22 protein-coding genes are annotated in these 20,131 nt (G+C 71.5%); 16 read left to right on the top strand and 6 right to left on the bottom strand.

Translation table 11 applies throughout. The annotated features are described in order from the left end of the window. Positions 1-42 precede the first annotated feature (42 nt). Positions 43-822: a DUF4328 domain-containing protein gene (locus AMK26_RS08515; protein ID WP_079277500.1), complete on the top strand. Its 780-nt coding sequence runs from the start codon at positions 43-45 to the stop codon at positions 820-822. Positions 823-879: 57 nt separating this feature from the next. Then, positions 880-1,389 carry a hypothetical protein gene (locus tag AMK26_RS08520; protein ID WP_073753762.1) on the top strand — a complete coding sequence of 170 codons (510 nt, stop codon included), beginning with the start codon at positions 880-882 and terminating at the stop codon, positions 1,387-1,389. Between the two features lie 15 nt (positions 1,390-1,404). Here AMK26_RS08520 and AMK26_RS08525 read toward each other — a convergent pair whose 3' ends face one another. The 3 genes from AMK26_RS08525 to AMK26_RS08535 form a co-directional block, all read right to left on the bottom strand. Then, positions 1,405-4,128 (bottom strand): N-acetylmuramoyl-L-alanine amidase, encoded by a 2,724-nt coding sequence (locus AMK26_RS08525; RefSeq protein WP_079277501.1) that lies wholly within the window; start codon positions 4,126-4,128, stop codon positions 1,405-1,407. 106 nt (positions 4,129-4,234) lie between these two features. Beyond that, positions 4,235-4,528 carry a hypothetical protein gene (locus AMK26_RS08530; protein WP_073753766.1) on the bottom strand — a complete coding sequence of 98 codons (294 nt, stop codon included), beginning with the start codon at positions 4,526-4,528 and terminating at the stop codon, positions 4,235-4,237. 404 nt (positions 4,529-4,932) lie between these two features. Continuing rightward, entirely contained in the window at positions 4,933-5,487 is a 555-nt protein-coding gene (locus AMK26_RS08535) for an Imm21 family immunity protein (RefSeq protein ID WP_073753768.1), read from the bottom strand. Between the two features lie 62 nt (positions 5,488-5,549). Between AMK26_RS08535 and AMK26_RS08540 the strand changes: the two genes are divergently transcribed. The 11 genes from AMK26_RS08540 (at position 5,550) to AMK26_RS08590 (ending at position 13,831) form a co-directional block, all read left to right on the top strand. After that, a complete protein-coding gene (locus tag AMK26_RS08540; protein ID WP_073754725.1) occupies positions 5,550-6,083 on the top strand; it encodes an SMI1/KNR4 family protein in 534 nt (177 codons plus the stop codon). A 156-nt stretch (positions 6,084-6,239) separates the two neighbouring features. After that, on the top strand, positions 6,240-7,256 hold the full coding sequence (locus AMK26_RS08545) for a hypothetical protein (protein WP_073753770.1): 1,017 nt from the start codon (positions 6,240-6,242) through the stop codon (positions 7,254-7,256). Positions 7,257-7,573: 317 nt separating this feature from the next. Beyond that, positions 7,574-7,855: a hypothetical protein gene (locus tag AMK26_RS08550; RefSeq protein WP_073753772.1), complete on the top strand. Its 282-nt coding sequence runs from the start codon at positions 7,574-7,576 to the stop codon at positions 7,853-7,855. A gap of 100 nt (positions 7,856-7,955) precedes the next feature. Beyond that, a complete protein-coding gene (locus AMK26_RS08555; RefSeq protein ID WP_107420897.1) occupies positions 7,956-8,780 on the top strand; it encodes a helix-turn-helix domain-containing protein in 825 nt (274 codons plus the stop codon). Beyond that, positions 8,777-9,028, top strand: a complete 252-nt coding sequence (locus AMK26_RS08560; RefSeq protein ID WP_073753776.1) for a DUF397 domain-containing protein — start codon at positions 8,777-8,779, stop codon at positions 9,026-9,028. Before AMK26_RS08555 ends, AMK26_RS08560 begins: the two co-directional genes overlap by 4 nt. Further along, the gene (locus AMK26_RS08565) at positions 9,025-9,663 is read left to right on the top strand and encodes a maleylpyruvate isomerase N-terminal domain-containing protein (protein ID WP_073753778.1); all 639 of its coding nucleotides are present in this window, start codon (positions 9,025-9,027) and stop codon (positions 9,661-9,663) included. The genes AMK26_RS08560 and AMK26_RS08565 overlap by 4 nt, the downstream gene beginning before the upstream one ends. Positions 9,664-9,763: 100 nt before the next feature. Beyond that, positions 9,764-10,195, top strand: a complete 432-nt coding sequence (locus AMK26_RS08570) for a hypothetical protein (RefSeq protein ID WP_073753780.1) — start codon at positions 9,764-9,766, stop codon at positions 10,193-10,195. 66 nt (positions 10,196-10,261) lie between these two features. After that, positions 10,262-10,822 (top strand): RNA polymerase sigma factor, encoded by a 561-nt coding sequence (locus AMK26_RS08575; protein ID WP_073753782.1) that lies wholly within the window; start codon positions 10,262-10,264, stop codon positions 10,820-10,822. After that, the gene (locus AMK26_RS08580; protein WP_073753784.1) at positions 10,819-11,706 is read left to right on the top strand and encodes a hypothetical protein; all 888 of its coding nucleotides are present in this window, start codon (positions 10,819-10,821) and stop codon (positions 11,704-11,706) included. The genes AMK26_RS08575 and AMK26_RS08580 overlap by 4 nt, the downstream gene beginning before the upstream one ends. Before the next feature lie 263 nt (positions 11,707-11,969). Then, positions 11,970-12,716 carry an RNA polymerase sigma factor gene (locus AMK26_RS08585; RefSeq protein ID WP_073753786.1) on the top strand — a complete coding sequence of 249 codons (747 nt, stop codon included), beginning with the start codon at positions 11,970-11,972 and terminating at the stop codon, positions 12,714-12,716. Next, the gene (locus AMK26_RS08590) at positions 12,716-13,831 is read left to right on the top strand and encodes a hypothetical protein (protein WP_073753788.1); all 1,116 of its coding nucleotides are present in this window, start codon (positions 12,716-12,718) and stop codon (positions 13,829-13,831) included. The genes AMK26_RS08585 and AMK26_RS08590 overlap by 1 nt, the downstream gene beginning before the upstream one ends. Before the next feature lie 208 nt (positions 13,832-14,039). On the opposite strand, the gene AMK26_RS08595 is transcribed toward AMK26_RS08590, so the two are convergent. Next, the gene (locus AMK26_RS08595; protein ID WP_241837834.1) at positions 14,040-14,897 is read right to left on the bottom strand and encodes a L,D-transpeptidase family protein; all 858 of its coding nucleotides are present in this window, start codon (positions 14,895-14,897) and stop codon (positions 14,040-14,042) included. 182 nt (positions 14,898-15,079) lie between these two features. Between AMK26_RS08595 and AMK26_RS08600 the strand changes: the two genes are divergently transcribed. Genes AMK26_RS08600 through AMK26_RS08610 form a run of 3 tightly spaced genes read left to right on the top strand, consistent with a single transcriptional unit; the run spans position 15,080 to position 17,696 of the window. Further along, positions 15,080-16,660 (top strand): acyl-CoA mutase large subunit family protein, encoded by a 1,581-nt coding sequence (locus AMK26_RS08600; protein WP_073753790.1) that lies wholly within the window; start codon positions 15,080-15,082, stop codon positions 16,658-16,660. A 60-nt stretch (positions 16,661-16,720) separates the two neighbouring features. Continuing rightward, positions 16,721-17,377 (top strand): leucine efflux protein LeuE, encoded by a 657-nt coding sequence (gene leuE / locus AMK26_RS08605; RefSeq protein WP_073754727.1) that lies wholly within the window; start codon positions 16,721-16,723, stop codon positions 17,375-17,377. Between the two features lie 52 nt (positions 17,378-17,429). Continuing rightward, complete coding sequence (locus tag AMK26_RS08610; RefSeq protein WP_073753792.1) at positions 17,430-17,696, top strand: type II toxin-antitoxin system Phd/YefM family antitoxin; 267 nt, start codon at positions 17,430-17,432, stop codon at positions 17,694-17,696. Here the strand turns inward: AMK26_RS08610 and AMK26_RS08615 are convergent. Together AMK26_RS08615 and AMK26_RS08620 are read right to left on the bottom strand one after the other, a co-directional pair. Next, positions 17,683-18,984: a polysialyltransferase family glycosyltransferase gene (locus AMK26_RS08615; protein ID WP_073753794.1), complete on the bottom strand. Its 1,302-nt coding sequence runs from the start codon at positions 18,982-18,984 to the stop codon at positions 17,683-17,685. The two genes, AMK26_RS08610 and AMK26_RS08615, sit on opposite strands and share 14 nt — an antisense overlap. Further along, positions 18,981-19,970 (bottom strand): glycosyltransferase family 2 protein, encoded by a 990-nt coding sequence (locus AMK26_RS08620; RefSeq protein WP_073753796.1) that lies wholly within the window; start codon positions 19,968-19,970, stop codon positions 18,981-18,983. The genes AMK26_RS08615 and AMK26_RS08620 overlap by 4 nt, the downstream gene beginning before the upstream one ends. Positions 19,971-20,131: the final 161 nt, after the last annotated feature.

Below are 20,131 nucleotides of genomic sequence, written 5' to 3' on the forward strand. Positions count from 1 at the left end.
CCGGTCGCGTACATGACGTGACTACGGGGGATCGGCTCGACCATGCTGTGCACCACCTGCGGGATGAACACCGCCTCGACCGGACAGGGCGTCTGCGGCGCCTGCGCGGTGCCGGCGCCCGCCGCCGGGCCCTTCCTCCGCTCACCCGTGGGCCTCGGTCGCGCCGTCGTCGTCCTGCTGTGCTTCGTGATCGTCGTGGACCTGTTCGCGGTCTTCGCCGACGAGCATATGCACCGGTTCGCCCGTGACGTGGCGGCGGGCCACTGGGAAGGGCCGGTGTCCGAAGCCGATCGGGCGGACCTGCTCATGGCATGGGCGGGCAGGCTGCAGGTGCTGTCCGTGGTCGCGACCGCCGTCGTCTTCATCAGCTGGCTCCACCGCGTGCGGCGGAACGCCGCCGTCTTCGCCCCGGACGTGCTGACCAGCGGGGCGGGGTGGGCGATCGGCGGCTGGTTCGTCCCCGTCGTGAACCTGTGGATGCCGCGCCGTATCACCCGCGAGAGCTGGCGGGCGAGCACACGTGCCCCCTACGGCGCCCCGGCGAAGAACGAGCGCGCCACCATTCTCAACGTGTGGTGGGCGCTGTGGGTCCTGACGGCTCTCCTCGGGCGGGGAGCGGGGATGGCGTACGACAAGGCCGACACGTTTCACGAGATCATGAGTGCCACCCGGCTGCTGGTGGTCGCCGACGCCGTGAGCGTCGCGGCCGCCCTGTGTGCCATCCTCGTCGTCCGCCGGCTGACGGCGATGCAGCACGCCAAGGCCATGCGGGGACCCGTCCCGACCGTCGCAGAACCGATGGTTTCCGGCCACACGCAGTGACGAATTCCGGCCGAGCGGCGCAGTAAGGGGAGTACGCGTCCGCGACGGGAGACGTCCATGAGTCAGAGCGCGCAGGAACTGATCGCCGAGGCCGGCGAACGGGGGCTGGCCGCCTCCGCACTGGCCTGCCTCGACCGCTGCCTTCCCCTGCTCGACCCCGCGCCCGACGACCTCCTCCGCCCGCTGTGGCAGAGCGTGGCCGAGGGCGGGGCGGGCTGGGCCGAGCGGCTGGGGGAGGTACGGGCGGCGCTGGAGGAGACCGACGACGCCGACTCCGCCGTACTCGTACGGAAAATGCTCGGCGCCGCCCCGTCCGAGTGGGACGGGGCGGCGCTGCGCGCATGGGCGGAGGCGTGCTCCCTCACCGCGCTGGAACTGCACCAACAGCTCGGCGGCGGGCCGTTGGTGGAGGCCGAGGAACGGCGCCAGGTGCGGATCCTGGAGTTCCTCGCCGGCACACCGTCCGACGGCCCGCCCGCCGCCGGGCTCCGGCCGGTACTGGAGGTGTCGGCCGAGGCCCGGCGGGTGCTGCGGGCCGTGGTCTCGCGCCGCGAACGCGGCGCGTGACCCCGCGCCAACGGCTCAGGGCGCCAGCAGGCGGCCGATGTTCAGGCCCGTCCCGGCTCCCAGGCTGTTGACGCCGTAGTAGATGCCGGACGACGGGACGACGCCGGACGTGCTGCTGTTGTCCAGCTGCAGGATCACGCCGTTGTTGGCGGACTCGCCGTCCGCGCCGAGCGCCAGGTCCGCCCGGCCGTAACCGGACAGATCGGTCAGCACGACCGCCGCGCCGAGCCGCTCGTTCGGGGCCGAGTCACCGGGCACCCCGGTGGTGTCCTCGGAGTACGTGACCGAGCCGGTCGCCGTCATGCCGGTGGACGAGCCGCGCAGCAGGATCACCTGCCCGGCGTTGGCCTGGTTCACCCCGCCCCGCGTCAGGTCCTCGCCCGGCAGGCCGGTCAGGACGTCCCCGTACCCGTCGAGGTTGACGTCACCGATCGCGACGGACGCGCCCATCGTGTCGCCGGACTCGTCGGTGTCGGGCACACCGGTGGAGTTCTGCTGGAACGTGGCGCGGCCGGTCGCCGTCAGGCCGGTGGCGGAGCCCAGCACCTGGGCGACCGCGCCGCCGGTGGCGGTGTGGCCCGACTCGGTGCCGTTGGGCTGGCCGATCGCGAGGTCGTCGTACCCGTCGCCGTTGATGTCGCCGGCGGCGAGCGAGCGGCCGCCGCGCGGGTAGAGGACGCCGATCCGCTCCAGGCCGTTCGCCGTGCCCTTCAGGGCGACGATCCGGCCGACGCCGGAGGAGTCGCGGTAGGTGATCGCGGCGTCCGCGTACCCGTCCTTGTTGAAGTCGCCGCTCGCGGCGGACGCGAAGGACACCACCGAGGTGTTGGCCGTGTCGCTCAGGTAACCGGCCTTCGTCGGGTACGAGGCGTTCTTCGACTCGAACACCCACCAGCGGCCCGGGATGCCGGGCGCGACCGACAGCACGTCGGCCTTGCCGTCGGCGTTGAAGTCGCCCATGGTGACGGCGGTGCCGAGCTTGTCCCCGCTGCGCCGATAGGCGGGCGAGGTCATGTACGAGACACCGGAGTCGAGCTTCGGCCCGTTGAGGACGGTGACCGAACCGGTGTCCGTGTGGCCCGAGTCGTCGTCCTCGCCGGGCGCGCCGACCGCCAGGTCCGCGTAACCGTCACCGTTGAAGTCGCCGTACGCGGTGGCCGTGCCGAAGGAGTCGGAGGCCTCGTTGTCTCCCGGCACGCCGGTGCTGTTCTGGTCGATCGTGAGGCGCGAGGTGAGGCTCGGCCCGTCGGTGGTGCCGCGCACCACCTTCACCTGGCCCGCGCCGGACGCGTACTTGGGCAGCGGGGCGACCAGGTCGGTGATGCCGTCACGGTCGATGTCGGCGGTGGGGACCGCCGAGTTGCGGCCCGGGCCGGCGGCGAAGGCGCGGATGTCGGACAGCTCGGAGTACAGGTTGCGGCCGGGGCAGGCGGTCGCGAAGGCGTCGCGGTGACCGGAGATCACGTTGAGCGTGGCGCTCTCGCCCTCGTCCCACACGCCGGTGTTGCCCTGGGCGGTCAGCGTGACCTTGCCCTGCGGGTCGCCGCCGTACTGCCCGAGCTTCCAGGCGGCGACGCGGGCGGCCGACTCCAGCGCGGCCCGGGTCGGCTTGGCGGCGGGCTTGCCGGCGGCGGCGTCGCCCTCGAAGTCGCCGAGGAAGGCGATACCGGTGGAGTAGCTGTTGAAGCCGTACGTGTGCGCGCCCTTGACCGGCAGGTCGACGCCGCCGCCACGGCCCTCGAAGACCCGGCCGCACTTGTCGACGAGGAAGTTGTAGCCGAGGTCGTTCCAGCCCTCGGTCTTCACGTGGTACGTCATGATCGCGCGGACCATGGCGGGGGACTGGGCGCAGCTGTAGTTGTTGGTGTCGACGGTGTGGTGGACGAACACCGCCTGGATCTTGTCCAGGTACTCCGGCGGGTCGTCGACGATCGACTCGTCGGCGCCCCACTCGGCGCGCGAGATGATCGGCGGCCGGTTGACGGTGGACGGCGGCGGGACGGGGACGGTCGCGGTGGGGGTGGGGGTGGGCGTCGCGGTGGGCGTCGTCTCCGTGGGCGCCGGCGTGGTCTCCGTGGCGGTGGAGGTGGCGGTGGCTGTGGCGGTCGGCTCGGTCGTCGCCGGAGCGGTCGTCGTCGCCGTCGCCGTGTCCGCCGGAACCGGCTCGGTGGTCTCCTCGACCGCGTACGCCGCGTACGCCGCGTTCTCGGCCGCGAGGGTGGGCTCCGCCTCACGGCCCTTCGGCAGGGCCGCCCCGTTCGCCGACTCGGCGGCTGTGACGCCAGGGTCGACCAGGTGCACCTTCAGGTCCTTGGGCAGGGCCTTGCCGGAGGTCACCTTGACCTGGACGGCGGTGGAGGGGCCGACCCAGGTGGGCTCGGACGCCCCGCGCTCGGGGACCTCCGCGCCGTCGGGGAGGTGGGAGTCCAGGTCCAGCGGCTGCCAGTCGGTCCACTTGCCGGTCACGGCGTCCCGGGTACGCACCCTGGCGTCGCCCGTCACCCGGGTCTTCGCGTCGCCCCAGCCGATGCCGACGAGCGAGAACTCCTCGGTCTCGGTGCTCGGCAGCGTCCGCTCGCCGGCCTTGCCCCCGCCGAGCCCCAGCGTCCGCAGCTTCGCCGGCCGCTCGGCCGGGCCCTTGGCCGGCCCGTCGCCGGACGGACCGGCCACGGCGACGGTGACCATTCCCGCGCCGCCGGCCACGACGGCGGCGAGAGTCAGCCAGGTTCTGCGTTTCATGCTCAGAGGTCTGTACGCGTGCGCTTTGCGTCGCGGGCTCAAATGCCCCACTCCTCAGAAAAGTCGTGCCGGGAATTCGCTTTTACTGTTTACGGCTTGTTCGCGGTCAGTCGGGGGCCGGTGCACGTGGCGCGCCTGGACCGTTCCAGGGCAGGGTGACGGCCTTCTCGACCGCCGCCGCGCCGTTTGTGGCGCCCCCCGCGTACGAGATTTCGACGGTGCCGGTCCCGGTGACCTCGTAGGTCACATCGGCGGTCGGCACGGCCCGTGGCGCGGGCCGGTCCTCGGTGTTCAGGACGCCGTAGCCGACGAGACCGCCGCAGGCGAGCAGGACGGCACCGGCGATCGCCGGACCGCGCCGGTCCGGGCCGGGCTTTTCGGATTCCGTGCTGCATGCCATGGGAGTGCGGCTTTCCGTGAATCGAGTTCGATGCGGAACCGGGCGGTTATACACCACCCGCCCGACCCGGCGCGAGCGACCGGAAAAATCGGACGTATCGGCGCCCTTTCGACCCCGAACTGCCCTGATTGTCCGAACGGCTGACTCACCGTCAGGCACTTGACTGGAAATCGCGCCGCAGTATGCAAAGCCGGTCCGGAAACCTCCGGCCGGCTCGTTCCGTGTGCCCATTTCGCGTGCGCCGAAATAGGCGCATTGCGAAAGGGATCGATGTGAAGATTCCGTACCTTCCCGTTCTACCCGTCGTCCGACGACACCTCGGTGAAATGGGCTGCGGGGCAGCGGGCCGAGGCCCCGGAGGGGTTCTGGACGTCCTTCGCACATGACGTCGAGACCGGGGACTACTACGAGGGATCGTTGTAGCTCAGGAGCTGCACCAGACCGATCCATGTGTGCTCGTCGGCCTTGGTGTGGACGGCGCGGACCCTCCAGGTGCCGGCGGGCAGTGGGACGGGTGCTTGCTCCGGCAGACCGCCGCCCGGGTACGCGACGTCCAGGTCGGTGCCGGCGCTCACCGAGTCCATGAGCACCGCCGGGCCGTCCGTCGTCCAGGTGCCGCAGTCCTCCCAGGCGGTCGAGGGGCTCGTGAGGACGCGCTCGGCCGCGGCGGTCAGCTCGGCTTCGGACGAGGCCGCCAGCCATCGCAGGAAGGCGCGGTGCTCCGGGAGGTAGCAGGTGGTGGCGGGTTCGTCCCCAAGGATCAGGGCCTCGGACTCCCCGCCTCTGATCGCGATCGCCTCGGCCAGGTCCTCCACCGCGCACGCCCGGTCGTAGTCGTCCGGCGTATCGGTGTCGCCGACGATCATCCCGCCTTCGGTGCAGCCGCCCCATCCGGCCAGCGCGGAAACGGGAACGACGGCGAGGGGCCCGCCCATTGACTCCACCCAGGTGCGCTTCATGGCGTCAGTGTGCACTCGGCCACTGACAAGACCCTGGCTGCCGGGTGGTATCCATGGGCCGCATGGACACCGAACACGCCCACCCCGCTGACCTCGCCGCACTTCGCGCCGCCTTCGACGTGGACGACGGTGGTGAATCGGCGCTGGGCTGGGACGCCGTGCGGGCCTTCGAGGCGGAGCACGGCATCGTGGTGCCCGAGCCGTACCGGACGTTCGTCGCCGAGATGACCGACGGCTCGTATGCCGGGCCGCCGGACTACGGGTTGGTGGGGCTGGCCGAGCTGCCGAACGACTGGGGAGACGGCCGACCGCAGCGGGATCTGAGCCGGCCCTTTCCGTTGACCGAGGCGTGGCTGTGGGAGGACGACGAGAGGCCGGAGGAGGAGATCGAGCCGATCCTCGGCCAGGTCTTCGACCATGGTTCGATCGTGCTCGGTACGGACGGTTGCGGCATGTACTGGCACCTTGTCGTCACCGGCCCGCAGCGTGGGCACATCTGGAACATCTGTGGTGAGGGCGCCATACCGTTCGGGGCGGGCTTCGCCGAGTGGGTCGCGCACTGGGCCGCGGGCAAGCCGTGGTTCGACGACGAGTGAGGCGGCAGGGCAACCCTTTGGGGGAGTTGTGAGTCTCCTGAGTGATCACGCCGTGATCGCACTGACGAGGAGACCATCATCACCGCCATACGCAAGACCCTGACCGCAACCGCAGTCGTCGGCGCCGTCCTGGCGGGTTCGGCCGCCTGCGGCACGGTGGAGCAGCTGTCCGCCGGGAAGAAGCTCGACCAGGCCTTCGAGAAGCTCGGCAAGGAGAAGTCGCTCTCCTTCGAGCTCGACCTGGACACCGACGCCAAGACCCTCAAGGCGCTGGACGCCGCGTCGGACCCGGAGCCCGGTGAGGAGATGCCCGACGAGGCCGCCGAGTTGCTCAGCGGCGCGAAGATCAGTGTCACCGTGCAGTCGAAGAAGCCGCTCGACGAGTCCGGCGAGAAGGACTTCATCGGCATGGCCATGAAGTTCAGCAACGCGGACGGCGACCTCGTCGAGTACCGGGTCGTCGGGGACTACACGTACGTCCGCGCGGACATGGAAACCATCGCCAAGGTGGTGGACAAGCCCCTGCCGCCCACCGACGACCTGCCCCCGGAGGCCGAGCCCTTCAAGAAGGTGATCGAGGGCGAGTGGGTCAAGTTCAACACCAAGGAGCTGGAGAAGACCGGCGAGGAGATGGGGCAGGCGCCCGGCGCCAAGCCCTCGCCGGAGCCCACTCTCGACGCCAAGACGCAGAAGAAGCTCGTGGAGGCCGTGCGCGAGGTCATCGCCCGCGAGGTCGACTTCAAGACCGCCGGTGGCGAGGACGGCACCGAGCACATCACCGCCACGGCCCCGTTCCGCACGCTGATCACCGAGCTGTTCGGCGAGATCCGCCCGTTCGCGAAGGACCTGCCGCCGGGCATGGAGCTGCCGACGGACAAGGACCTCAAGGACGCCCCGAACGCCAAGGTCACGGCCGACTTCACGCTGAAGAACGGCGAGCTGACCGAGGTGAACATCGACCTCGCCAAGCTGGCCGAGGACGCCAAGGTCAAGAAGCTCGGCGTGGTGCTGCGGATGAGCAAGGGCCAGACGCCCACGGCCCCGGCCGGTGCCACGGAGCTGAACCTGGAGGAGATCATGGGCGGCCTGGCCGGCGCCATGATGGACGAGGAAGGCGTCGGCGAGGACGGGCTCCCCGAGGACGGCTTCGCCTTCGAAGAGGAGCCCGTGTAGCCGTCAGGGGCACATCCTGGGGCGGCGTCCATTGCGCCGCCCCAGAGTCATGCTGTTGGCCCGGTTCACAAGGGTGCTCTGCGTGAGTTGCCCTCCTCTGGCTCTTCCTGCAGTTCATGCCCCTCGCGGACCGGGTACGCCATGTGCGGCCTCGGGGTGTGCTGCCTGGGGTTCGGCGTGGCGGCCCTGTGGGCGGCGGAGGATCTCGGTGTGTTCGGTGGGTTCTGACCCGGCCGTCCGGGGGGACTCGTCGTCACAGGCGGTTGGCGGTACAGGCCCGGGACTGCGGGAGGTCGGCGATGGCGAGGGGTCGGCGAGTGGATCCCGTGCAGATCCTGATCCGGGTCGGCGACACCGATCCGGACGTCGGCGGGAACGAAGAGGCCTACCAGGAGTGGGTGTACCTGGCCCGCGAGGCCGGGTGGGACGTGGTCGAGAGCCCGGGGTTCCAGGAGCCCAGGGACGGCGGTACGCAGTGCGGCCTGGTGGAGATCGAGGGCGTCGCGTACCGCATCCACTACGGGCCGCGCGCCCGCCTCGACCTGGCGGACGGCGACACGGTGCTGGGGTACGCCGCCTGGGCCGAGCCCGTACAGTGAGTAACTGTACGGGTACGGTGGGTGGACGGTACGCGTGACCTCCTGTGAGCATGGGTGACCCGACGCGGGGTGGACCATGAACGACCCGGGGGTCACCGGCATGACAGAAAGCATCATCGAGCCCGAACGCTCCGAGAGCCTCAGGACCTTCGGCGCCGTACTCCAGGCGTTCCGCGAGAACGCGCGGTACACGCAGGAGGAACTGGCGACGGAGCTGGGGTACTCGGTCCATTACCTCGCCTCCGTGGAGCAGGGCCGGCGTTTCCCCACGCATGAGTTCGTCGAGCGGGCCGAGGAGAAGCTCGAGGCCTTCGGCGCGCTGCGGAAGGCGTCACGGCACCTGACCCGGAAGCCGGGGCTGGCGGTGTGGTTCCGGAAGTGGGCGCTGCTGGAGGCGTCGGCGATCAGCCTGGACACGTACGAACCGCGGGTGGTCCCGGGGTTGTTGCAGACGGAGGCGTACGCGCGGGTGCTGTTCCGGGGCCAGTTGCCGCCGCTGAGCGACGAGCAGGTGGACGAGCAGCTGGCGGCGCGGCTGGAGCGGCAGAAGTTGCTCCGGGAGCGGCCGAACTCGGCGTACAACTTCGTCATCGAGGAGCACCTGTTCCACCATCACGTGGGCGGGGCGGAGGTGACGCGGGAGCTGCTCGATCATGTGCTGGGCGTGATGGAGCTGCGGAATGTGGCGGTGCAGGTCCTGCCGCTGGACCGGGGGCACCATGCTGCGGTGGACGGGCCGATTCGACTGGCGGAGACGCCGGAGAATCAGTGGCTCGGGTACTGCGAGGGGCAGGAGCACGGCATCTTCGTCGTCGATCCCAAAACGATCAGCGTGCTTCAGATGCGCTATGGGAAACTGCGAGCGCAGGCCCTCACTCCCCAGGACTCCCGGGGTCTGCTGTCGCGACTGCGAGGAGCGCTATGAGCACCAACGAACTGGCCTGGTTCAAGAGCAGCTACAGCGGAGGCGACGGCGACAGCTGTGTCGAAGTCGCTCTCTCCTGGCACAAGTCGAGCTACAGCGGCGGCTCCGGTGACGACTGCGTCGAGGTCGCCAGCTGCCCCTCCACCATCCACGTCCGCGACTCCAAGGTCCCCTCCGGGCCCCAGCTCGCCCTGTCGCCGACCGCCTGGTCCTCCTTCGTCACCTACGCGACGGTGGCCGCCCGTTGACCACCGCCCCCGTCAGCGCCGATGACGTCCTGACCGCCGTCCGCCTCGCGGTGGGCACCCTCCGCCTGGCGGACGGCGACGCCGACTGGGACGCCAAGGCCGGGTCCCTGGAGTGGACGTGCTGGGAGACGGTCGAGCACCTGGCGGACGACCTGTTCGCGTACGCCGCCCAGCTCGGCCCCGAGCGCCCGCCCCTCGACGACGAGGTGCCGTTCCTGTGGGAGGCGCGGCGGCCGGGCGGACCCGCCAACGTCACGTACGCCGACCGGAGGGCCGGGCCCGCCGGACTGCTCCAGGTGCTGGAGGCGTGCGGGTCCATGCTCGCCGCGATGGTGCGGGTCACGCCTCCGCACGTGCGGGCGTACCACGGGTTCGGGGTGTCCGACCCGGAGGGCTTCGCCGCGATGGGCGTCGTCGAGACCCTCGTACACGCGCATGACGTCACCCAGGGGCTCGGCCTGCCCTGGAGCGCGCCGCCGAAGCTGTGCCACCGCGTCCTGCTGCGGCTCTTCCCCGACGCCCCGACGGACACACCGGCGTGGGACACCCTCCTGTGGGCGACCGGCCGGGGCGAGATCCGGGGCCGGGAGCGGTTGACGTCCTGGCGCTGGTACGGGGACGTCGCAGACGACTGAGCGTTGCGAATGGTTGTACGAGTGGTGTGAAGTCGCCGTATGAGAAGCCACACGTTCCGTTCAGCGTGACGATCGAGGCGCCCGGGTCGCTGGGTCTGGCATGGATGGGGACTTCAGCACACTGCCGGGCGCTCGGAACGTCCGTGCCTATGTGACGCAGTTCGTGGCGCGGGTGACCGAACGGAACCGGCTGCCGCTCGACTTCAGCGTCGCCAGCCTCCGGCTCGTCGACCTGGTGGTGGACGGGCTGAGGCGCGACCAGCCCGAGCGGTCGCGGGTCGAGCCGTTCCTGTGCGGGCTCGGTGCGTACGCCGGGGAGGTGATCGTGCGGCGGGCCGGGGCGGAGTGGGTGGACTTTGACGCCGGGCAGCGGGAGTACTTCGGGCAGCCGGTCGGCATCGTGATGCCTGACGGGCGGGCCTGGAACCCGCTGGGCAAGGTCGTGAACCGGTTCGAGGCGGGGTCCGAGGAGTCCGTACAGCACTTCTATCTGATGTTGCACGGGCGCGCCGGTCGCAAGGTGCTGCTGTGACACTTCCGGCTGCCCGGGCGCAGAGAAGGGTGGGGGATCTGTGACGGGCGGCGCGAAGAGGGCAGTGTGGGGGCGTACGACACGGAGCTCGGCGCTGCCGTCGAGCGCGCCCAGCAGGGGGACGAGGACGCGTTCGCGCAGGCGTACCGGCTGGTCCACCCAGGGCTGCTCGGATACGTACGCGGGCTCGTCGGCGACGATGCGGAGGACGTGGCCGCCGATGCGTGGCTGGAGATCGCCCGGGACCTCGGGCGGTTCCAGGGCGACGGCGCGGGTTTCCGCGGGTGGACGGCGACCATCGCCCGCCACCGGGCGCTCGACCATCTGCGCAAGCAGAAGCGAAGCCCCCGTACCTCTTTAATCGAACAAGACGTACTGGATCTGCCGGGCGGCCAGGACACGGCCGCCGCGGCGCTGGAGAGCCTCTCGACGGAGCAGGCGCTCGCGATGATTCGCGGGTTGCCGCGCGAGCAGGCCGAAGCGGTGCTGCTGCGTGTGGTCGTGGGCCTGGACGGCCCGGCGACCGCGCGGGTGCTGGGCAAGCGGCCGGGAGCGGTGCGCACCGCCGCGTACCGAGGACTGAAGAAACTCGCCGGGCGACTGGCGCAGGGCGGAGCTTGGGGATGAGCAGGGACAGGAACCCGCGCGAAGCGGACGGTGTCGCCGCGGTGCCGGCCGCGCTGCTGGCGGCTGCCGTGCGGGGCGGTGAGGTCGACCCGGCGGCCGAGGAACGCGCGGTCGCCGCTTTCCGGGCGGCCCGGGACGAGGGCGCGCACGCGGCGGGCAGGACCCGGCGGCGCGACGACTGGAGGCCGGCCCGGGAGCGGCGGCGGCGGCGTTCGCTGCGGGCCACGGCGATGGGGCTGGCGGCGACCGTGCTGCTGGGCGGTGTCGCTGTGGCGGCGCAGACCGGCGCGATCCGCTCGCCGTTCGGCGGCGGGGACGGCGGGGCGGCTCCGAAGCCCGGGCCTTCGACGGCGTCCACGCCGGACGGCGGTGTGTCCGGTACGCCGGTCGCGGAGTGGCAGCGTACGCAGCAGCGCCCGACGGCACGGCCGACGCGCTCGACGCCCACGCCCGGTGCCGACAAGGGCCAGGACCAGGGCCAGGAGCAGGGCAAGAACCAGGGCAGTGACAGGGGCAACGGTTCGGGGAAGGGAGCCGAGGGGGGCGGAGCCGGTGGTCGCCCCGGCGGGAAGCCCGGCCAGAAGCCCGACGGCAAGCCGGGGCCGGAGCCCGGTGCGACGGGGTCCGGTGCCAGAGCGGGCGGTACGAAGGCGGGCGGTACGACGGCCGGCCGGAAGCCGGGTGCCGATCCGGCGCCGGCGGGGCCGGGCGCCCCTTCCGGCAACGGCACGGGCAGTGGCAGCGGGAGTGGCAGTGGCACGGCCAAGGGCACAGGCACAGGCACGGGCAACGGCGGCGGCCACGACCACGGTGGCAAAAGCGGCAAGAGTGACAAGAGCGGCGGCGGCGAGAGCGCCACGCGCGGCCAGGGCGGGAAGCCGTGACCTGCACCCGGGTCCGGGGCGGAGGACGACCGGGGCCGCCACCCCCCACAGGAGAGGCCCCGGTCGTCGTCCACGGGTCCGCTGTACGGCCCCGTACTCCTATCAGCGCCACCCGTGCGGTTTCTGTCACACCGCACTGCGTCAACGTGATGTTGCAGGTTGTACAAGACATGGACGTGACGCCGGATGACCACGTAGCGTGCTGCTGCGCGCCGGGCGTAGTGACGGCGGTGACCAGCCGCGATGACGAACAGGTAGTGGGAGTGCTGGGGGACGACGCGGAGCTGACCACCGCAGTGCTCGCGGCGCAGGACGGGGACGAGGACGCCTTCCGTGCTGTGTACCGCGCCGTGCACCCGCGGTTGCTCGGCTACATACGCACGCTGGTCGGCGACGCCGACGCGGAGGACGTCGCGTCGGAGTCGTGGCTCCAGATATCCCGCGACCTCGACCGGTTCAGCGGGGACGCCGACCGCTTCCGGGGCTGGGCGGCCCGTATCGCCCGCAACCGCGCCCTCGACCACTTGCGCATGCGGGGCAGGCGCCCCGCCATAGGCGGGGACGAGACCGAACTCACCGACAAGCCGGCCGAGTCCGACACCGCGGGCGAGGCGATGGAAGCCCTGGCCACCGGCCGCACCATGAACCTCATCGCGCAACTCCCGCAGGACCAGGCCGAGGCGGTCATCCTGCGTGTCGTCGTCGGGCTGGACGCCAAGAGCGCCGCCAAGACGCTGGGCAAGCGGCCCGGCGCCGTACGCACCGCCGCGCACCGTGGACTGAAGCGGCTGGCCGAGCTGCTGGACGCGGACACGGACACGGCCGCGGGCGCCGAAGCGGGCACGGGCGCCGAAGCGGGCGCGAGGGCCGCCGCCGACGCGGGGCGCGACTCGACCGGAACCGCGTCCGGCGCGCTGGGCGCCGTACCGCCACAGCCCAAGCGCCGAGTGGGTTCCGGGGCGCGTGCCGGTGTGACGCATTGGCGCTCGCGCACGCAGAAGGACATGTGATGGCCGACGAGCGGGATGAATGGCTCGACCAGGACGCGGCGGAGAGACTGCTGCGGGGTGAACCTGTCGGCCCCGTCGACGATCACGCGTGGGAGCGGGCCCGGCGAGTGGCGCGGGCGCTGGACGCCATGCGCGCGGCCGCGGACCCCGCGAGGGGCGGGCTGCCGGGCGAGGAGGCCGCGCTGGCGGCGTTCCGTGAGGTACGGGCGGAGAAGGCCGCCGGGGCGCGGGCCGCTGTGACACCGTTGTCCGGCGTGCCGGGCGTCTCGGACGTACCGGACCTCGGGACCGTACACGACCGGCTGGGGCCCCGTCGGCGCATGCGCTGGGCGCGGCCCGTGCGGTGGGGCCTGGCCGCTTCGGTCGCCGGGCTGACCGTCGGCGGCGTGGCCGTGGCGGCCGGTACGGGCGTGCTGCCCGTCCTGGGCGGCGACAGCGAGCCGGTGCCCGCCGTGTCGGTGTCCGCCGAGCCCGCCCCCGGTACGTCGGCGTCGGGTGACCCGACCGGTGGGTCGGGTTCCGCCACGCCCGGGACGGCCGGCGAGCCGGGGAGCGTGCCGCCGTCCGGGTCGGCGACGCCCGGCACGGGCACGGACCGTGTTCCGGGGCGGCCGGACCATGGGCGGACCGGTGGCGTCGGGGGCGACGACGGCTCGGGTGGCGGGCCCGGCAGCGCCACGGGTGACGGTGACGGCGGCGGGTCGGGTTCGGGTACCGGCTCCGGTCCGGGTGCCGATACGGGTGACACCTGGTTCGCGCAGACCGTGCGGGACTGCCGTGACTACCGCGACGGCCGCCTCGACCCCGAGCGCAAGAAGCTGCTGGAGGAGGACGCGCGGGGCGCGGCCAACCTCAAGCGCTTCTGCGACAAGGTGCTGGCCGGCGACGCGCAGCACCAGAACGGCACCAGCGGCGGTTCGGGCGGCGGCAATGGCGCCGGCGGCACCGGTACCGGCAGCGGCGGCAGCGGCTCGGGCGGTGGCGCCGGTGGCGGCGAGGACGAGGGCCGCGACGGCGGCGAAGAGGGCGCCGACTCCGACGCGGCGCGCCCGACCGTCTCCTGGAGCCCGCTGGCCCCCGCGCTCTCCGTACGTCGGACCGGCCTGGTCTTCTGACCCCCTCTGGCCCCTCTGACCAGCGGTTTCAAAATTTCTTCCGCAGAGGTGTGACGTTTTTCCGGCCTGTGGCGCAGTACTGAGTGAGCCGACTGGTCATCGGCAGCGCGAAGAGCCGGGGTTCCCCCCGTACCTACGGCTCAGCGCACATGGCGCGGGCGGGACACGTTCCCCCGGTCCCGCCCGCGCCCTCTCTTCTCCCCACTGCTCACCAGTGGACGACGACCTTGTCGCCGACCTTCACCTGGCCGAACACGGCAGCGAGCCGGTCCATGTCCCGCACGTTGACGCAGCCGTGCGAGCCGCCGTTGTAGCCGCGGGCCTTGAAGTCCGACGAGTAGTGCACCGCCTGACCGCCGCTGAAGAACATCGAGTACGGCATCGACGTGTGGTAGAGCGTCGACTCCCACTCCCGCTCCTTGCGGTCGACCTTGAAGATGCCTTCGCGGGTCGGCGTGTTCTCGGAGCCGAAGCGGACGTCCATCGCGGAGACGACCTTGCCGTCGATCATCCAGGCGAGGGTCCGGCTCTCCTTGCTGATGCACAGCACCCGGCCCGTCATACAGCGCGCGTCGGGCTTGTCCAGCTCGTTGGTGGTCGGCGGCCGCAGCTCTTCGGCGGTCGGCTTGCGCGAGGCGGCCGTCAGCTTCTCCCACGTCGTCCCGTCGACCGTGCCGGTGGCGGGCAAGGCCCGCGTCTTCTGGAAGGACGAGACCGCCTTGGCGGTCATCGAGCCGTAGAAGGCGGTGGGGCTGCGGTGGAAGTGGCCGAGCTGGCGCAGCCGCGCCTGGAGTTCGCGTACCTGCTCGTTCTCCGTACCCTCCGCCATCAGCACCTTCGCGGCAGGCGACGAGGCCGGGGCGGAAGCCGTCGGCTCGGCGCCGCCGGCGGCGGACGCGCCGGACGACGGCGAGGGAGAGGGAGAGGGAGAGGCCGCGGGCGACGCGGCCGACGGCGAGGCCGACACCCCGGCCGCCCCCACGGCCTGGGTGGTGCAGCCGGTGGCGGCCAGGGCGACGGCGGCAGCGGCCAGTACTGCTCTGCGTATGACGGACGTACGGTGCACAGGAGCCCCCCGAATCGATGATCTGTACCTAATGGATGCTTCCCAGGGGTGCTTGGTTGCGCACCGCGGCGCATGCTGTGAGGAAGGTCCCAGCGTGCGGCTCTCCACCGGCCGCACGCCCGCCGCTACAGTCCGTCGCGAGGGTCGGTACCAGCGAGTAGGTCTATCGGAGGGCACAGCACATGGCGCGCGAGTCGGAGTCGGGACTTCCCATTGAGCCGGTGTACGGGCCGGACGCCCTCAGCGGATGGAACCCCGACGAGAAACTGGGCGAACCGGGCTCGTACCCCTTCACGCGCGGTGTCTACCCGACCATGTACACCGGCCGGCCCTGGACGATGCGGCAGTACGCCGGTTTCGGCACCGCCGTCGAGTCCAACGCCCGCTACAAGCAGCTGATCGCCAACGGCACCATGGGCCTGTCGGTCGCCTTCGACCTGCCGACCCAGATGGGGCACGACAGCGACGCGCCGATCGCGCACGGCGAGGTCGGCAAGGTGGGCGTGGCGATCGACTCGATCGACGACATGCGCGTGCTGTTCGGCGGGATCCCGCTGGACAAGGTCTCCACGTCGATGACGATCAACGCCCCGGCCGCTCTCCTGCTCCTGCTCTACCAACTCGTCGGCGAGGAGCAGGGCGTCCCGGCGGACAAGCTGACGGGCACCATCCAGAACGACGTGCTCAAGGAGTACATCGCACGCGGCACGTACATCTTCCCGCCGAAGCCGTCGCTGCGGCTGATCGCCGACATCTTCAAGTACTGCAAGGCCGAGATCCCGAAGTGGAACACGATCTCGATCTCCGGCTACCACATGGCGGAGGCCGGGGCGTCGCCCGCGCAGGAGATCGCGTTCACCCTCGCGGACGGCATCGAGTACGTCCGTACCGCTGTCGCCGCCGGCATGGACGTGGACGACTTCGCGCCCCGCCTGTCGTTCTTCTTCGTCGCCCGCACCACCATCCTGGAGGAGGTGGCGAAGTTCCGGGCCGCGCGGCGGATCTGGGCGCGGGTGATGCGGGACGAGTTCGGCGCGAAGAACCCCAAGTCGCTGATGCTGCGCTTCCACACCCAGACGGCGGGCGTGCAGCTGACGGCCCAGCAACCCGAGGTGAACCTGGTGCGCGTCGCCGTGCAGGGCCTGGCGGCCGTCCTCGGCGGTACGCAGTCACTGCACACCAACTCCTTCGACGAGGCCATCGCGCTGCCCACCGACAAGAGCGCCCGCCTGGCGCTGCGCACGCAGCAGGTCCTGGCGTACGAGACGGACGTCACCGCCACCGTCGACCCGTTCGCCGGGTCGTACGTCATCGAGAAGATGACGGACGACGTGGAGGCCGCCGCCCTCGAACTCATGACGAAGGTCGAGGACCTCGGCGGCGCGGTCAACGCGATCGAGCGCGGCTTCCAGAAGAACGAGATCGAGCGCTCCGCCTACCGCATCGCGCAGGAGACCGACTCCGGCGAACGCGTCGTCGTCGGCGTCAACCGCTACACGCTCGACGAGGAGGAGCCCTACGAGCCGCTGCGCGTCGACCCGGCGATCGAGGCCCAGCAGGCCGAGCGCCTCGCCAAGCTGCGCGCCGAGCGCGACCAGGCGGCGGTCGACGCGGCGCTCGCCGAGCTGAAGAAGGCGGCCGAGGGCACGGACAACGTCCTGTACCCGATGAAGGACGCCCTCAAGGCGCGGGCCACGGTCGGCGAGGTGTGCAACGCGCTGCGTGAGGTGTGGGGGACGTACGTCCCGACGGACGCTTTCTGACCCGTCCGGTGTGACGGACGCCAAGGCGGAGTGTCGTACCCCCGTGCGACACTCCGCTTCATGCTGGGTGTCACCGATCTGCCGACCTATCTCGCGGGTCTCGTCCTGATCATTCTCCTGCCGGGGCCGAATTCGCTGTACGTGCTGTCCGTGGCCGCCCGCCGCGGCGTCCGGACCGGGTATGTCGCCGCCTCCGGCGTGTGGTGCGGCGACACGGTGCTGATGACGCTGTCGGCGGCCGGTGTCGCCTCGCTGCTCCAGACGAACGCGCTGCTGTTCGGGATCGTGAAGTACGCGGGCGCCGGCTACCTGTCCTGGCTGGCCCTCGGCATGCTGCGCGCGGCCTGGGGCATGTGGCGCACCCGTCGCGAGCGGGCGGCGGAGGAGCCCGGCGAGCCCGGCCCGGCGCCCGTGTCCGAGCGGCCGTTCCGGCGGGCCTTCGTGATCAGCCTGCTGAACCCCAAGGCGATCCTGTTCTTCATCGCGTTCTTCGTCCAGTTCGTGGACCCGGCGTACCAGTACCCGGCGCTCTCCTTCCTGGTGCTCGGCTCGCTCGCGCAGGCGGCGAGCGTCCTCTACCTCACGCTGCTGATATTCACCGGTACGCACCTGGCCGCCGCGTTCCGCCGCCGCAAGCGCCTGTCCGCCACCGCCACCTCGGCGGCGGGCGCGCTGTTCCTCGGCTTCGCGGTGAAGCTGTCGCTCACGAGCGCGTGACTTTGCTGTCGATGACGGTACGTACACACCCGCGAGTGTGTACAGTCCTGTCATGGATACCTACCCGCTCGTTGAAGCGCGCAACCAGTTGGGTCAGCTCGTCGGTCGGGTCCGGCACGGCCGCGAGCACATCCTGATCAGCGAGTACGGCAAGCCTGCCGCAGCCCTCGTCCCGATAGAGGAGCTGGAAGAGCTCGAACGCCTGCGGGACGAAGCCGATATCGCCGAGGCAAGGGCCCGCGAGTCCGTTCCGACCGGACCGCCGATGACGCACGAGCAGGTCACGGAGATCCGGGAACCGGTCGTCAGGACGCCCTGACGACCGCGCGCCGGAAGCGGCGCGCCCACCGGAGCAGGCGGCGCGCCAGCGCGTTGCGCGGCACCGGGACGCCGCCCGGGAGCCCGAGCACGGTGAGGCGGCGGCGCCTGAAGTAGCGGCGGGAGCGGGCGTCGAGGTGGGCGGACAGGTACCGTTCGGCCGCCGGGCGGAGATCGGGGCGGACCTGGGGCTGCATCGCGAAGCCCACGGCGTGGAGGAGGCCGGTGAGGTCCTCCACGCCGTGGGCCTCGCCGGTCTCCAGGTCCGGCAGCAGCGCGTCGACGATGGTCACCGGCACCCGGTTGCTGTTCTGGTACGGGGAGAGGCGGTCCAGCAGCATCCCGGTGCCGAGCCGGGCGACCGGCAGGTCGTAGAAGCGGGCCGCCGTGAACAGCCCGGTCGAGAAGCAGGCCACCACCAGCGCGGGCCGCAGTCGGCGGAAGAGGACCTCCGCGAGGACGGGCCGGTCGAGCACGGTCAGTTCGGCGCCCAGGGCGTCCGCCTCCCGCTCCAGGGTCCGCGACCAGGACGCGGGGGCCACCGGGTGGGGCTTGAAGACCAGGTGCCGGTGCCCGCGTGCCACGGCGCCGCGCACCATCCGTACATGCAGCTCCTCCTCCTCGGCGGGGGAGAGGATGCCGAGGGCGGACAAGTACTGGCCCAGGAGCAGGGCCGGGCCCTCGGGGGCGTCCAGGGGCCCGGCGTCCGCCAGTTCGGCCACGACCTTCGTGAACGCCTCCGCCGCCACCACCTCCGCCGCCGCCCCGAACTCCGCCAGCAGCAGCGGCCGCAGCCCCGGCACCAGGTCCAGGTGCAGCAGCCGCCGCACCCGCTCGCCGACCAGCGGGTCCAGCTTGTTGCGCGTCGGGCCGTAGCTCATCAGCCCGTCCGCGTACACGTCGATCGCCGCGTCCGGGAACAGCTGCGCGAGCGTCAGCGCGGGCGCCACCTGGAGGGACTCCAGGACCAGCTCCACCCGGTCCTCGCCCAGTCCCCACAGCAGCCGCAGATACCGCTCCCACAGCGGTACGTCGTCCGGCCGCGGCGACCAGCCGCCCGGGTGGAACGGCGCGATGGTGTCGTTCCACGACAGGACGGAGTCGAAGCGGTCGCGCAGCCGCTCGAAGCCCGGCATCCGGTCCAGCGGGACGGCCGTCTCCGGTATCGCCGCGTTGTTCGCGACCAGCAGCAGCCGGCGGTCGGCGGGCGGGAAACAGCCGCTGTCCAGGGCGGCGGCGAGGGTGACGGCGCCGTAGAGGGTGGAGGCGTAGAAGATCTGGGTGGTCATGCCGTGGCCTCCAGGGCGGCGGAGCCCGCTACGGGGCGGCGGCGCAGCCCGCGCAGCCGGGACGCCCGCTCGGCGTCCATCGTGTCGAGGGCGTCGTTCAGAATGTGCTGCGGCATCCGTTTCAGGGCGGCCGCGCTCAGCGTGCGCAATTTCCGCGCGACCGGCGCCTCGAACCGTTCCACCGAGCCCAGATGGTGAGCGATGATCGCGCAGTATGTGCGTACGGCTTTCGGCAGCAGCCTTTCCGCATCCGGGTCTTTCGCCGTTTCCGCCAGTACCTGGTCGAAAGCGCGGATGAAATCCAGCTGTCGAATGTCGCCGATTTGTGTGAGGGACGAGGAGACACCGCGCCGGTAGAAGACGCCGAGCGTACCGATCGCCGCGAAGGAATCCGCCTCGCGATGCAGCCGCCATATCCACGGCCGGTCCTCGGCGGTGCGCAGACCGTCGGTGAAGTGCAGCAGCCCCCGGTCGACGAGGCGCCGGTGGTACATCCCGGCCCAGGCGTACGGGTAGTCGACGGAGGTGGACCGCTCGGCCGGCAGGATCGCGTCGCGCGGCCGCAGCACGACCCCGCGCCGGCCCACCGGAACGCGGTGCACGGTACGGGACTTGGCCGTGCACCGCACATGGTCCGTACGGACGAAGTCGCAGCCCAGCTCCTCGATCGTGGCGAGGACCCGGGCGAAATGGCCGGGCGCGAGCCAGTCGTCGCCGTCGAGGAACGCCAGGTACTCGCCACGGGCCGCGTCGATACCGGTGTTGCGGGCGGTGGCCAGCCCGCCGTTGCGTTCGTGGCGGAGCAGCACCGCCCCCGGCAGGTCGCGCGCCGCACGCGCGAGGATCTCCGGCGTCCCGTCCGTCGAACAGTCGTCGACGAGCAGGAATTCGAAGTCCTCGCGGGCATTGGCACGCAGGCTCATCAGGGTGTCCGGGGCGTATGTCTGCACGTTGTAGAACGGCACGACGACGGAGAGCTTGACCACCCGCGAGACGGTAGGCGCAGCCACCGTCATTCGGCCCGACCGGGAAAGGGATGCGCGGTGAACACTGAGCGGCGCGCTCATTAACCGGATTGCCTCCGGATCTCCGCCGGATTGCCGCCAGACGCTGTTCACCGTTTGTTGCGGCCGAGTTGGGCCGGGCG

The sequence above is a fragment of the Streptomyces sp. CB03234 genome (assembly GCF_001905885.1).
Taxonomy (GTDB): domain Bacteria; phylum Actinomycetota; class Actinomycetes; order Streptomycetales; family Streptomycetaceae; genus Streptomyces.